The organism is Streptomyces sp. NPDC007945 (assembly GCF_042958885.1).
GTDB lineage: Bacteria > Actinomycetota > Actinomycetes > Streptomycetales > Streptomycetaceae > Streptomyces.
Genome location: NZ_JBIBJV010000001.1, coordinates 750,311 through 762,443 on the forward strand (window position 1 = coordinate 750,311; position 12,133 = coordinate 762,443).

Below are 12,133 nucleotides of genomic sequence, written 5' to 3' on the forward strand. Positions count from 1 at the left end.
GCGCGGTCCGCTAGAAGCCGAGGCGGCGCAGCTGCTTGGGGTCGCGCTGCCAGTCCTTGGCGACCTTGACGTGCAGGTCGAGGAAGACCGGGGTGCCGAGGAGGGCCTCGATGTGCTTGCGGGACTTCATCCCGACCTCCTTCAGGCGGCTGCCCTTGGGGCCGATGATGATGCCCTTCTGGCTGGGACGCTCGATGTACACGTTGGCGTGGATGTCGAGCAGCGGCCGGTCGGCGGGGCGGCCCTCGCGGGGGATCATCTCCTCGACGACGACCGCGATGGAGTGCGGCAGCTCGTCGCGGACGCCTTCGAGCGCGGCCTCGCGGATCAGCTCGGCGACCATGACCTGCTCCGGCTCGTCCGTGAGGTCGCCCTCCGGGTAGAGCGGCGGGGACTTCGGAAGGAGCGGGATGAGCAGGTCGGCGACGAGCTGCACCTGCTTGTCGCCGACGGCGGAGACGGGCACGATCTCCGCCCACTCGATGCCGAGCTCGCGGCCGAGCTGGTCGATGGCGATCAGCTGCTCGGCGAGGGTCTTGGAGTCGACGAGGTCGGTCTTGGTGACGATGGCGACCTTGGGGGTCTTCTTGATCTCGGCGAGCTCCTTGGCGATGAAGCGGTCGCCGGGGCCGAGCTTCTGGTCGGCGGGCAGGCAGAAGCCGATGACGTCGACCTCGGCCCAGGTGGTGCGGACGACGTCGTTGAGCCGCTCGCCGAGGAGGGTGCGCGGCTTGTGGAGGCCCGGGGTGTCGACCAGGATCAGCTGGGCCTCCGGGCGGTGCACGATGCCGCGCACGGTGTGCCGGGTGGTCTGGGGGCGGTTGGAGGTGATCGCCACCTTCTGACCGACCAGAGCGTTGGTGAGGGTGGACTTGCCCGCGTTGGGGCGCCCGACGAAGCAGGCGAAGCCCGCCCGGTGGGGGGCGGTGTTCTCATCGGTCACTTCACTGCGCACGCTCATGGGGGCCATTGTCCCCGATGCGCGGCCCGGTCACGCACTCAGTGCCCCCGGCGGGCCCGGTGGCGTCGGATCCGCCACCCCGCGAGGCCTCCGGCGGCCCCCAGGGCGAGCACCGCGGCGGCGAGCCAGGGCACCGCAGGGGTGCGGGCGCTGCGTGGATGGCGCAGATCTGACGGACCGTCGGACCGTCCGCCGCCTATGGACGCGCAGACGGCACGGGAAGGCAAGAGAAGTCGCGGAGATCCTTCACAAACGCGCAAAGGGTCCGGCCGTGGCCGGACCCCTCCGCGGGAGGAAGCCGCTCTCAACCGGCCGTGAGGGCCGAACGCAGCTGCCCGTCGGGCCCCGCGAGCAGCACCGGCGTCGCCGGCCCGCCCAGGTCCCGCACCGCCGCCCGGTCCTCCTCGGACGCGGTCTCGGCGGCCGACACCACGGCCGCCGCCTCCAGCGACCGCGCCCCGCTCGCGACCGCCATCGCCACGGCGGTCCGCAGCGCGCTCAGCTTCAGCGACTCCAGCTCCACCGTGCCCGCCACGTACGTACGGCCGGTCTCGTCCCGCACGGCCGCGCCCTCGGGCACTCCGTTGCGGGCGCGGGCGCTGCGCGCCAAGGTGATGATCTTCAGGTCCTCGGGGCCGAGGTCGCCATGCTCACTGCCGATTGTCATGGAGCGAGCATAGGTCGGAGCGCCGGCTCAGCCCGCCAGCGGGTACATGGCCCCCCGCCGCCCCTCCGGCGACACCAGCCACTCCAGCTTCTCGGCGGTCCGCGCCTCCGGCAGCGGGGTGTGCAGCACGATCACCAGGTCGGGCCGGGCCGGCACCCTCAGCTGGGTGGCCTCCACGTGGAGCGAGCCGGCCAGCGGATGCTCCAGGACCTTCCGGGTCTGACCGCCCGGCATCACGTCCCGCTGCTCCCACAGCTCCGCGAACTCGGCACTCGCCGCCCTGGCCTCCTCGACCACCGCCCGGAACCCCTCGTCCTCCGGGCTCTCCGAGCACGCGGCCCGGAACTGCGCCACCACCTTCGGCGCGAGCTCCGTCCAGTCGCTCGACCGGGCCCGGTAGATCTCGTCCGTGAAGAAGGAGATGAGGCAGTTCTGGACGATCTCCGGCCGCATCCCCAGCACGATGGACGCCGAGTCGTTGTACATGACCGTGTTCCAGTAGGCGTCCATGATGTGCGCCGGAAAGGGCATCCACGCCTCGATGAGCCGCCGCAACCCGTGGCACATGTCCCGCGCCCCCGGATCGACCTCCGGCGCCGGCGGGTTCAGCCCCGCCAGGACGTACAGATGGCGGCGCTCCGCCGGGCTGAGCCGCAGCACCCGCGCCACCGCGTCGAGGACCTGCGGCGAGACGGTGATGTCGCGGCCCTGCTCCAGCCACTGGTACCAGGACACCCCGACCCCGGCGAGGACGGCGACCTCCTCGCGGCGCAGTCCTGGTGTGCGGCGGCGCGCGCCGCCGTCCGGCAGCCCCACCTCCGCGGGACTCACCCGGGCCCGCCGGCTCATCAGGAACTCGCGCAGCTCGGCCAGTCGGTGCGCCTTGCCGTCGGCGCTCTCCAGCGCTGTGGCCACGTGTGCTTCCTCCCCCGGACGCGTGGTGGTGCGACCAACAGGATAAGTTCCCGCTCCCCAGCGTTGTTCCCGGACCACGAGAGTCCTGGTCATGGCAACCGTGTCCTCTCCCCCGTCCGCCCCCGTCGCCCCCGCGCCGGCGCCGCCCGCGCTCACCGGCCGCGCCCGGCTCGTCCTGGTCGTCCTGTGCGCCGCCCAGTTCATGGTGTCGCTGGACTTCTCGGTCCTGAACGTCGCGCTGCCCGTGCTGGGCGCCGACCTCGGGCTCAGCCCCTCGGCCCTCCAGTGGGCCGTCACCGCCTTCGCCCTGCCGTCCGGCGGCTTCCTGCTCCTCTTCGGCCGGATCGGCGACCTCTACGGCCGCAAGAGGCTGTTCCTCACGGGCCTCGCGGTCTTCGGCGCGGCCTCCCTGCTCGCCACCTTCGCCTGGAGCCCGGCCTCCTTCCTCACCGGTCGCGCCCTCCAGGGCGTCGGCGCCGCCGCGATCGTCCCGACCGGCATGTCCCTGCTGACCACCACCTTCCCGGAGGGCCCGCTGCGCGACCGGGCGCTCGGCATCTCCGGGACCCTGCTCTCGCTCGGCTTCACCATCGGCATGGTCCTCGGCGGCGTCATGACCGACACCCTGGGCTGGCGCTCCACCATGGGCCTGCTCGCCCTCTTCAGCGCGCTGGTGCTGCCCCTCGCCCCCCGGCTGCTCTCCGAGTCCCGCACCCCGGAGCGACCCCGGCTCGACGTGCCCGGCGCGGTGACCGTCACCGGCGGCCTGCTGTCCCTGATCTACGCCCTGTCGACGGCGGCCGAGCGCGGCTTCGGCGGCGCGGACGTCCTGGTCACCCTGGCCTCCGGCATCGCGCTGCTCGTCGCCTTCGCGGTCGTGGAGTCCCGCAGCTCCGCCCCGCTGGTGTCACTGCCGATGCTGCGCCGGCGCACGGTCGCCTTCGGCAACCTGGGCGGCCTCGTCACCTTCTCGATGATGTCGACCGTCATCTTCGTGCTGACCCTGTACCTCCAGGAGACCCTGGGCCTGTCCAGCTTCGCCACCGGCCTGGTCTTCGGCGTCCAGGGCGTCGTGTCGGTCTTCGCGGGCACCGTCGCGCCCCGGCTGATCGGCCGTTTCGGCGCCCGTCGCGCGCTGGCCGCGGCGCTCGCCGGGCAGGGCGTCTTCGTGGCGGCCCTGCTGGGGATCGGCTCCGGCTCGGGCGCCGTCTTCGCGGGCGTCGCCGTCTCGGTCGCCTCGATGTTCCACCTGGTCGCGATCATCTCGTACGGCGTCACCGTCACCTCGGGCGTCCCGGACGACCAGCAGGGCCTGGCGACCGGCCTGGTCACCACCACCCAGCAGGTCGGCCTCACCGTCGGCATCCCGATGCTGGGCGTCCTCGCCACCACCGGCGACAGCCTGTACGACGGGGTGCGGACGGTCATCGCCCTGGACGCGGCGATCGTCCTGGGCGCGGCCGTCCTCGTGGCCCTGGGTCTGCGCCGCTCCCGGTGAACTACGGCCGGTCGAGCCGGAGCCTTACCGCCTTGGGCAGGCCCGCGACGACCAGGTCGTACGAGTCCTCGATGAGCTCCCGGACCATCCGGTCCGGGAGCCCGGCCACCTCGACCGTGTTCCAGTGGCGCTTGTTCATGTGGTAGCCGGGGGTGATCGCCGGATGCTCCTCGCGGAGCCGTACGGCGTCCTCCGGATCGCACTTCAGGTTGACCCGCAGCGGCTCGCCGTCCAGCCAGGACAGCGCGAAGAGCTTCCCTGCCACCTTGAACACCGAGGTGTCGGGGCCGAACGGGAACTCCTCCCTGGCGTCGTTGAACTCCAGGCAGAAGGCGCGCAGCTGCTCGGGGGTCATTCCCCGCCCTCCTCCTCCGCGCCGGCCGGGGCGACCGGCTCGACGAGCACGGTGACGATCTTGTTCCGGCGGCCGGCCGGGGCCTCGGCGGTGAGCCGCAGCTCCCGTCCGTCCGGCAGGGCGACGACGGCGGAGGCGCCGGAGATCGGGACGCGGCCGAGGGCCTTGGCGAGCAGGCCGCCCACGGTCTCCACGTCCTCGTCGTCGAACTCGTCCGGGCCGAAGCCGTACAGCTCGCCCAGGTCGCCGATGTCGAGGCGGGCGGTGACCCGGTGGCGCTCGTCGCCGAGCTCCTGGACGGGCGGCAGCTCCCGGTCGTACTCGTCGGTGATCTCGCCGACGATCTCCTCCAGGATGTCCTCGATGGTGACGATGCCGGCGGTGCCGCCGTACTCGTCGATGACGACGGCGACGTGGTTGCGCTCCTGCTGCATCTCGCGCAGGAGGTCGCCCGCGTTCTTGGTGTCGGGGACGAAGGCGGCGGCGCGCATCGCGGTGGAGACCAGGTCGGCCTCGGCGTCGCGGTTGATGTGCGTCTTCCTGACCAGGTCCTTCAGGTAGACGATGCCGACGATGTCGTCCTCGTTCTCCCCCGTCACCGGGATCCGGGAGAAGCCGGAGCGCAGCGCCAGGGTGAGGGCCTGCCGGACGGTCTTGTACCGCTCGATGCAGACGAGGTCGGTGCGGGGCACCATGACCTCGCGGACGAGGGTGTCGCCGAGTTCGAAGACCGAGTGCACCATGCGGCGCTCCTCGTCCTCGATCAGCGACTCCTGCTCGGCGAGGTCGACCATCGCCCGCAGCTCGGCCTCGGAGGCGAAGGGGCCCTTGCGGAAGCCCTTGCCTGGGGTGAGCGCGTTGCCGATGAGGATCAGCAGTTGCGGGACCGGCCCCATGATCCGGGCCAGCGGGACGAGGACGTACGCGGCGGCGGTCGCGGTGTTCAGCGGGTGCTGGCGGCCGATGGTGCGCGGTGAGACGCCGACCGCCACATAGCTGACCAGGACCATCACGGCGATGGCGACGAGGAGCGCTTCCCAGGTCTCGGGGAAGTACTCCAGGCAGGCGTAGGTGACGAGGACGCCGGCCGCCATCTCGCAGGCGACGCGGACGAGCAGCGCCACGTTGAGGTAACGGGTGGGGTCGGAGGCGACCTGGGAGAGCTTCTCCGCGCCGCGCCGTCCGGAGCGGACGGCCTCGGCGGCGCGGAAGCCGGAGACGCGGGCGAGCCCTGCCTCGGCGCAGGCGGCGAGCCAGGCGACGACGACCAGGGCGACCGCGCCGAGGATCAGCTGGATGCTCATCGGGCGCGCGCGGTCAGTTGATGGTGGGGGCCGGCGACGGGCCGGTGAGGCCCCGCTCGGCGCGCCAGCCGTCGACGATCGCCGCCTGGAGGCCGAACATCTCGGCCTTCTCCTCCGGCTCCTCGTGGTCGTAGCCGAGCAGGTGGAGGACGCCGTGGACGGTGAGGAGCTGGAGCTCCTCGTCCATGGAGTGGTTCGTCGGGGCGTCCTCGCCCTGCTTCTTGGCGACCTCGGGGCAGAGCACGATGTCGCCGAGGAGGCCCTGCGGGGGCTCCTCGTCGTCCTTGGCCGGCGGGCGCAGCTCGTCCATCGGGAAGGACATGACGTCCGTGGGGCCGGGGAGGTCCATCCACTGGATGTGGAGCTGCTCCATCGCCTCCGCGTCCACCACGATCACCGAGAGCTCGGAGAGCGGGTGGATGCGCATGCGCCCGAGGGCGTAGCGGGCGACGTCGAGGATCGCCTGCTCGTCGACCTCGGTGCCGGACTCGTTGTTGACGTCGATCGACATGTGCGGTGCTTCTACTTCCCGTTGCGGCCGGTGCGCTGCTCGTTGGCGCTGTCGTACTTCTCGTACGCGTCGACGATACGGCCGACGAGCTTGTGCCGGACGACATCGTGGGACGTGAGCCGCGAGAAGTGGACGTCGTCGACGCCGTCGAGGATGTCCTGGACCTGGCGCAGACCGCTCTTGGTGCCGTTCGGCAGGTCGATCTGGGTCACGTCACCGGTGATGACGATCTTCGAGTCGAAGCCGAGGCGGGTGAGGAACATCTTCATCTGCTCGGGGTTCGTGTTCTGCGCCTCGTCGAGGATGATGAACGCGTCGTTGAGCGTCCGTCCGCGCATGTACGCCAGCGGCGCGACCTCGATCGTCCCGCTCGCCATGAGCTTGGGGATGGAGTCGGGGTCGAGCATGTCGTGCAGCGCGTCGTAGAGCGGCCGCAGGTACGGGTCGATCTTCTCGTACAGGGTGCCGGGCAGGAAGCCGAGGCGTTCGCCCGCCTCGACCGCCGGGCGGGTCAGGATGATGCGGGTGACCTGCTTGGACTGGAGGGCCTGGACGGCCTTGGCCATGGCCAGGTAGGTCTTGCCGGTGCCGGCGGGGCCGATGCCGAAGACGATGGTGTGCTTGTCGATGGCGTCGACGTACCGCTTCTGGTTGAGCGTCTTGGGGCGGATGGTGCGGCCCCGGCTGGAGAGGATGTTCTGGGTGAGCACCTCGGCCGGGGTCTCTTCGGCGCCCTCGCCGTTCTCGCTCGCCTTGAGCATGGCGATGGAGCGTTCCACTGCGTCCTCCGTCATCGGCTGTCCGGTGCGGAGCACCAGCATCATCTCGTCGAAAAGGCGCTGGATGAGGGCGACTTCCGCGGCGTCGCCGACAGCGCTGACCTGATTGCCCCGGACGTGGATGTCCGCCCGGGGGAACGCCTGCTCGATCACGCGGAGCAGCGCGTCTCCGGAGCCGAGGACGGTCACCATGGGGTGCTTGGCGGGCACCGCGAAGTGGGCCCGGGCCTCGCCCGGCGTTCCGTTGGGAGCTGTGGGTGTCTGCGTCATGGGCCGGCCCTCTGGCCTGCGCCTACCTCCTGCTGCGCGGTTCTCGCTGCTCGACAACCTCTCGCCCCCAGCCTACGACCTGGTACCGGTGTGCCCTAAGCGGTTTACGAGACAGGTGCCCGGAAGCCGATGGTGGGAACCGCGCGGCGGGGCGGCCAGGGGCGCTCGGGGACCGGCAGCAGGTCTTCGAGGAAGGCGTAGCGGGCCCGCAGGGCCTCCGGGTCCTGGCGGTCGTCGCGCTGGACGAGTTGCCACCAGGCGGCGATCTCGGGCCAGGTGGGGGCGGAGAGCGAGCCGCCGAACTCCTGGACGGAGAGGGCGGCGGTGAGGCCGGCGAAGGCGAGCCGGTCGGCGAGCGGCCAGTCGGCGAGGGTGCCGGTGACGAACCCGGCGACGAAGACGTCGCCGGCGCCGGTGGGGTCGAGCGCCTCGACGCGGATGGCGGGGACCTCCGCGGTCTCCCCGGTGCCGCCGTCGACGGCGTAGGCGCCCTCGGCGCCGAGGGTGACGACGGCGTAGCGGACCTTGTCGGCGAGCGCGCGGGCGGCGGCCCGGGGGCAGTCGGTGCGGGTGTAGCGCATCGCCTCGGCCGCGTTGGGCAGGAAGGCCTCGCAGTGCTCCAGGTCGGTCAGGGCCGCCAGGTCCCAGCGGCCGGTGTCGTCCCAGCCGACGTCGGCGAAGACCCTGGCCCCGTCCCGGGCGGCGCGGGCCACCCACTCCTCGGTGCGGCCGGGCGCGAGGGAGGCGACGGCCGCGCGGGCGCGCGGCGGGCTGACCGGGGCGCCGTCGGGCCGGGGTGCCTCGTGGCCGTGCGAGACCATCGTCCGCTCGCCCTCGTAGGCCATGGAGACGGTGACCGGGGAGTGCCAGCCCTCGACGGTGCGGGAGAGCGTCAGGTCGATGCCCTCGCCCTGTTCGAGGGCGTCCCAGCAGTACTCGCCGTAGTGGTCGTCCCCGAAGGCGGCGGCGAGGGAGGTGCGCAGGCCGAGGCGGGCGAGGGCGGTGGCCATGTTGGCGACGCCGCCGGGGCTGGAGCCCATGCCGCGGGCCCAGGACTCGGTGCCGCGGACGGGGGCGCTGTCGAGGCCGGTGAAGATGATGTCGAGGAAGACGGTGCCGGTGAGGAAGACGTCGCAGGCCGGGTCGGCGGGCGCGCGGACCGTCTCCAGCGGGTCGACTCCGCCGGGCTCCCCCGGCCGGTCCTCGCGCGGGTCTCCTCCGGCTGTGTTCACGGACGCCTCCCCGGTCGTGGTGCGGCGGGATCGGCAAGGGGTGCCGATCCGGCCAGTGTGCCCGAAGCGAGGGAGGCGGAGGGGGACGACGCGAAGAGCGGGACGACGCCGGGCGCCGTGATTACCCCCTTCCACCACTATCAAACACATTGTGTCGTACATCACGGAATGAATCGGCGAACAGCACCTTCTCCGCCCATTCGGTTGCTTGATACACATGGTGCCGCGACCCCGTGGCTCACCCGGGCGCCGTCTCATCCCCCTGTTCAGCTCCTGGAACGCCCATGCCGCCGCGCCCGCGTGCCCGTGGGGCGCTCGCCGCCCTCGTCGCCCTCTTCACGGCCGGCTATCTCGCCCCGTACCTGCTCCCCACCGTCGTCGGCCGGCTCGCCGCCGGACTCGGCCTCGGCCCCTCCCGGGCCGGCCTCATCGGCTCGGTGCTGCTGCTCGCCTCGGCCTCCGCCGGGTTCACGCTCGCCGCCCGCGTCCACCGGATCGGCCCGCGCCGGGCGGCCCGCCTCGGGCTGCTCGCCATGGCCCTCGGGTACGGCTCCGCCGCCGCGACCGGCACCCTGCCGCTGGTCGTCGCCGGGGTCGTCCTCGGCGGCTTCGGCTCCGGCACGGCGACGGCGGTCGCCGCCTCCGGGATCGCCGGGCGGGCCGAACCGCAGCGGGCGTCCACCCTGGGCCTGCTGTCGGTCTCGGCGACGGCCGGCGCGCTGTACCTCACGCTGCCGAGGCTCGGCGGCGGCCACGCGCCGCCGCTGCTCGCGCTCGCCTGCGCGGCGCTCCTCGTCTGGCCGGTCACGAGCCGTCTGCCCGGCGGCACGGGCGCGCACCGGGACCTTCCCGCGGCGCGGGCCACCGGTCCACTGCCCCACCGCCGGGCGGGCGCGGTGCTGGCCGCGGGCCTGCTGTGCTGGTCCCTCGCCCAGAACGCCCTCTGGGGCGTCAGCGGCCGCATCGGCACGGTCCAGGCGGGCCTCTCCGAGGTCACGGTGGGCGCGGTCTTCGCCCTCGCGCTCGGCGCGGGCCTGGCGGGCGTCACCGCGGCGGGCGCGCTGGGCCCCCGGCTCGGCCGGGCGGTCCCGATCGGCGCGGGCACGGCCCTGATCGCGATCTGCGTCCTGCTGAGCGCGACCGCCGAGGGGCTCGCGTCCTTCGCCACGGGCGAGATCCTCTGGAACGCCCTCTACCCGGTCGTCCTCTCCTACCTCCTGGGCCTCGCCGCCTCCCTGGACCCGCGGGGCCGCTGGGCCGTCCTGGTCGGCTCGGCCTCCTCCCTGGGCACGGCCTGCGGCCCGGTCACCGGCAGCCTCCTCTCGGCGACGGCCGGCTACCCGGGCATGGGCGCGACGCTGGCGGCCCTGCTCCTGCTGGTGGCGGCGCCGCTGACGGCGGTCGCCCGCCACGCCTCGGGCCGACCTCTGGTCCCCGGCTCCATCCGCCGCCGCGGCGGCGCACCGGCGGCCGCGCTCGCCGCCACGGCCGCCACCCCGACGACCCTGCTCCCCCAGATCGGCGCCCCCGAACAACCGCTCACCCCACACCACCCGAAGCGACCGTCCCACGCCACCCCCGCCCCCCTGCACCTCACCGCCTGACCCCAGACGGCACCCGCTGCCGCTGCGCCCTCACCACCTGGGGCCAGACGCACTCGCCGTCCTGCGCCCTCGCCACCTGGGCAGGGGCGCAGGCGCCACCCCAGGCGGGGAGACGCCCCCGGTGGGGGTGTCAGAAGGTGTAGGTCTCCACTTCGGCGAGGTAGCGCGCGCGGCGGGGCTCGTCGTCGTCGAGGAAGGCCGCTTCGAAGGAGTGCCGCGCCAGCACCCGCAACTGCTCCGGGCCCAGCGCCAGCGCCTCCCGCACCGCCGCGTAGTTGTCACCGACGTACCCGCCGAAGTACGCCGGATCGTCCGAGTTCACCGTCACCAGCAGCCCCGCGTCGAGCATCGCCCGCAGCGGATGCTCCCCGAGCTCGTCGATGACCCGCAGCCGCACGTTCGACAGCGGACAGAGCGTCAGCGGCACCCGTTCGCGGGCCAGCCGCTCGACCAGCGCGGGGTCCTCCATGCACCGCAGCCCGTGGTCGATCCGCTCGACGCCGAGGACGTCGAGCGCCTCGCGGACGTACTCCGCCGGCCCCTCCTCGCCCGCGTGGGCGACCCGCCGCAGGCCGAGCCGCGCGGCCTCCTCGTACACCTCGCGGAACTTCGCCGGCGGATGCCCGACCTCGGCCGAGTCGAGACCGACGCCCGTGATCCGGTCGAGGTACGGCTTCGCGGCCTCCAGCGTGGCGAGCGCCGACGCGGCGGACTCGTCGCGCAGGAAGCACATGATGAGCCGGGTGGAGATCCCGTACCGCTCCTCGGCCCGGTCGAGCGCGGCGGCGAGCCCCTCGACGACCGTGCCCATCGGCACGCCCCGCGCCGCGTGCGCCTGCGGGTCGAAGAAGATCTCGGCGTGCCGGACCCCCTGCGCGGCGGCCCGCTCCAGATAGGCGTCGGCGAGCGCGGTGAAGTCCTCCGGGGTCCGCAGGACCGCCATCAGGGCGTAGTACAGGTCCAGGAAGGACTGGAGGTCGCTGAAGCGGTACGCCTCGCGCAGTTCCTCGGTGGTCGCGTACGGCAGGGTGACGCCGTTCCGCTCGGCGAGGGCGAAGGCCAGCTCGGGTTCGAGGGTGCCCTCGATGTGGAGGTGCAGTTCGGCCTTGGGGAGGGGCATGGGTGGTGCTCTATCTCTTCGGTACGGGGACCCTCATGAGGTCCTGGGCAATGCTGAGCTCGCCCTCGAATCCGGCGGCCCTGGCCTGCCGTTCGAACTCCGACGGGTCGGAGTAGCGCTGCGAGAAGTGGGTGAGGACGAGGTGCCGGACATCGGCGTCCCGTGCGACGGCGGCGGCCTGCCCGGCGGTGAGGTGGCCGTGGTCCCGGGCGAGCCGGACGTCCTCGTCGAGGAAGGTGGACTCGATGACGAGCATGTCGGCGCCCTCCGCGAGGGCGTGGACGCCGTCGCAGAGCCTCGTGTCCATGACGAAGGCGAAGCGCTGCCCGCGCCGGACCTCGCTGACCTCCTCCAGCGTGACGCCGTCGAGGACGCCTTCGCGCTGGATGCGCCCGACGTCCGGCCCCTTGATGCCGTGCGCGGCGAGCCGTTCGGGCAGCAGCCGCCGCCCGTCGGGCTCGACGAGCCGGTAGCCGAGGGACTCGACGGGGTGGGAGAGCCTGCGTGCCTCCAGGGTGAAGGCCTCGGTGACGGCGACGCGGCCGTCCTCGGCGACCGGTGCCTCGGTCAGTTCGACGGACTCCCGGTAGGCGGTGGCGTACCGGAGCCGTTCGAAGAAGTGCTGTCCGCTCGCCGGGTAGTGGGCGGTGACCTGGTGCGGGACCTGGTCGAGGTTGATCCGCTGGATCACCCCGGCCAGGCCCAGCGAGTGGTCTCCGTGGAAGTGCGTGACGCAGATCCGGTTCAGGTCGTGCGCGGCGACCCCGGCCCGCAGCATCTGCCGCTGGGTGCCCTCGCCGGGGTCGAAGAGGAGGCCGTGACCGTCCCAGCGCAGCAGGTAGCCGTTGTGGTTGCGGTGGCGGGTCGGGACTTGGCTGGCGGTGCCGAGGACGACGAGTTCGCGGACGGACACGGCG

General features: G+C 72.9%; 12 protein-coding genes. 2 read left to right on the forward strand and 10 right to left on the reverse strand.

Annotated features, from left to right (window positions below; genetic code table 11):
* Nucleotides 1-10 precede the first annotated feature (10 nt).
* The 3 genes from era to ACFZCF_RS03515 form a co-directional block, all read right to left on the reverse strand.
* The gene (era, locus tag ACFZCF_RS03505; RefSeq protein WP_388440723.1) at nt 11-970 is read right to left on the reverse strand and encodes a GTPase Era; all 960 of its coding nucleotides are present in this window, start codon (nt 968-970) and stop codon (nt 11-13) included.
* Between the two features lie 295 nt (nt 971-1,265).
* On the reverse strand, nt 1,266-1,628 hold the full coding sequence (locus ACFZCF_RS03510) for a cytidine deaminase (protein ID WP_391284338.1): 363 nt from the start codon (nt 1,626-1,628) through the stop codon (nt 1,266-1,268).
* Nucleotides 1,629-1,655: 27 nt separating this feature from the next.
* The gene (locus ACFZCF_RS03515) at nt 1,656-2,543 is read right to left on the reverse strand and encodes a helix-turn-helix transcriptional regulator (protein ID WP_388440732.1); all 888 of its coding nucleotides are present in this window, start codon (nt 2,541-2,543) and stop codon (nt 1,656-1,658) included.
* Between the two features lie 91 nt (nt 2,544-2,634).
* On the opposite strand from ACFZCF_RS03515, the gene ACFZCF_RS03520 reads away from it, so the two are divergent.
* Nucleotides 2,635-4,041, forward strand: a complete 1,407-nt coding sequence (locus ACFZCF_RS03520; protein ID WP_391284341.1) for an MFS transporter — start codon at nt 2,635-2,637, stop codon at nt 4,039-4,041.
* A gap of 1 nt (nt 4,042) precedes the next feature.
* Here ACFZCF_RS03520 and ACFZCF_RS03525 read toward each other — a convergent pair whose 3' ends face one another.
* The 5 genes from ACFZCF_RS03525 to ACFZCF_RS03545 all read right to left on the reverse strand — a co-directional run bounded on the left by ACFZCF_RS03525 (nt 4,043) and on the right by ACFZCF_RS03545 (nt 8,492).
* Nucleotides 4,043-4,396, reverse strand: a complete 354-nt coding sequence (locus tag ACFZCF_RS03525; RefSeq protein WP_388440738.1) for an MmcQ/YjbR family DNA-binding protein — start codon at nt 4,394-4,396, stop codon at nt 4,043-4,045.
* Nucleotides 4,393-5,700 carry a CNNM domain-containing protein gene (locus ACFZCF_RS03530; RefSeq protein ID WP_391284343.1) on the reverse strand — a complete coding sequence of 436 codons (1,308 nt, stop codon included), beginning with the start codon at nt 5,698-5,700 and terminating at the stop codon, nt 4,393-4,395. The genes ACFZCF_RS03525 and ACFZCF_RS03530 overlap by 4 nt, the downstream gene beginning before the upstream one ends.
* 13 nt (nt 5,701-5,713) lie before the next feature.
* Nucleotides 5,714-6,211, reverse strand: coding sequence for an rRNA maturation RNase YbeY (ybeY, locus tag ACFZCF_RS03535; RefSeq protein ID WP_391284346.1), 498 nt, complete (start codon nt 6,209-6,211; stop codon nt 5,714-5,716).
* A gap of 11 nt (nt 6,212-6,222) precedes the next feature.
* Nucleotides 6,223-7,260 (reverse strand): PhoH family protein, encoded by a 1,038-nt coding sequence (locus ACFZCF_RS03540; RefSeq protein WP_388440745.1) that lies wholly within the window; start codon nt 7,258-7,260, stop codon nt 6,223-6,225.
* 104 nt (nt 7,261-7,364) lie between these two features.
* A complete protein-coding gene (locus ACFZCF_RS03545) occupies nt 7,365-8,492 on the reverse strand; it encodes a PfkB family carbohydrate kinase (protein WP_391284348.1) in 1,128 nt (375 codons plus the stop codon).
* A gap of 284 nt (nt 8,493-8,776) precedes the next feature.
* Between ACFZCF_RS03545 and ACFZCF_RS03550 the strand changes: the two genes are divergently transcribed.
* Nucleotides 8,777-10,096, forward strand: a complete 1,320-nt coding sequence (locus ACFZCF_RS03550) for an MFS transporter (RefSeq protein WP_388440751.1) — start codon at nt 8,777-8,779, stop codon at nt 10,094-10,096.
* Nucleotides 10,097-10,226: 130 nt separating this feature from the next.
* On the opposite strand, the gene ACFZCF_RS03555 is transcribed toward ACFZCF_RS03550, so the two are convergent.
* Together ACFZCF_RS03555 and ACFZCF_RS03560 are read right to left on the reverse strand one after the other, a co-directional pair.
* A complete protein-coding gene (locus tag ACFZCF_RS03555) occupies nt 10,227-11,216 on the reverse strand; it encodes an adenosine deaminase (RefSeq protein WP_391284350.1) in 990 nt (329 codons plus the stop codon).
* Nucleotides 11,217-11,226: 10 nt separating this feature from the next.
* On the reverse strand, nt 11,227-12,129 hold the full coding sequence (locus tag ACFZCF_RS03560; protein WP_391284352.1) for a ribonuclease Z: 903 nt from the start codon (nt 12,127-12,129) through the stop codon (nt 11,227-11,229).
* Nucleotides 12,130-12,133: the final 4 nt, after the last annotated feature.

What these genes read in the sequence shown, in the direction of transcription:
- ACFZCF_RS03540 (WP_388440745.1), bottom strand. Translation starts at nt 7,260, where the DNA reads ATGACGCAGACACCCACAGCTCCCAACGGAACGCCGGGCGAGGCCCGG.
- ACFZCF_RS03555 (WP_391284350.1), bottom strand. Translation starts at nt 11,216, where the DNA reads ATGCCCCTCCCCAAGGCCGAACTGCACCTCCACATCGAGGGCACCCTC.
- ACFZCF_RS03525 (WP_388440738.1), bottom strand. Translation starts at nt 4,396, where the DNA reads ATGACCCCCGAGCAGCTGCGCGCCTTCTGCCTGGAGTTCAACGACGCC.
- ACFZCF_RS03550 (WP_388440751.1), top strand. Translation starts at nt 8,777, where the DNA reads ATGCCGCCGCGCCCGCGTGCCCGTGGGGCGCTCGCCGCCCTCGTCGCC.
- ybeY (WP_391284346.1), bottom strand. Translation starts at nt 6,211, where the DNA reads ATGTCGATCGACGTCAACAACGAGTCCGGCACCGAGGTCGACGAGCAG.
- ACFZCF_RS03520 (WP_391284341.1), top strand. Translation starts at nt 2,635, where the DNA reads ATGGCAACCGTGTCCTCTCCCCCGTCCGCCCCCGTCGCCCCCGCGCCG.
- ACFZCF_RS03510 (WP_391284338.1), bottom strand. Translation starts at nt 1,628, where the DNA reads ATGACAATCGGCAGTGAGCATGGCGACCTCGGCCCCGAGGACCTGAAG.
- era (WP_388440723.1), bottom strand. Translation starts at nt 970, where the DNA reads ATGGCCCCCATGAGCGTGCGCAGTGAAGTGACCGATGAGAACACCGCC.
- ACFZCF_RS03530 (WP_391284343.1), bottom strand. Translation starts at nt 5,700, where the DNA reads ATGAGCATCCAGCTGATCCTCGGCGCGGTCGCCCTGGTCGTCGTCGCC.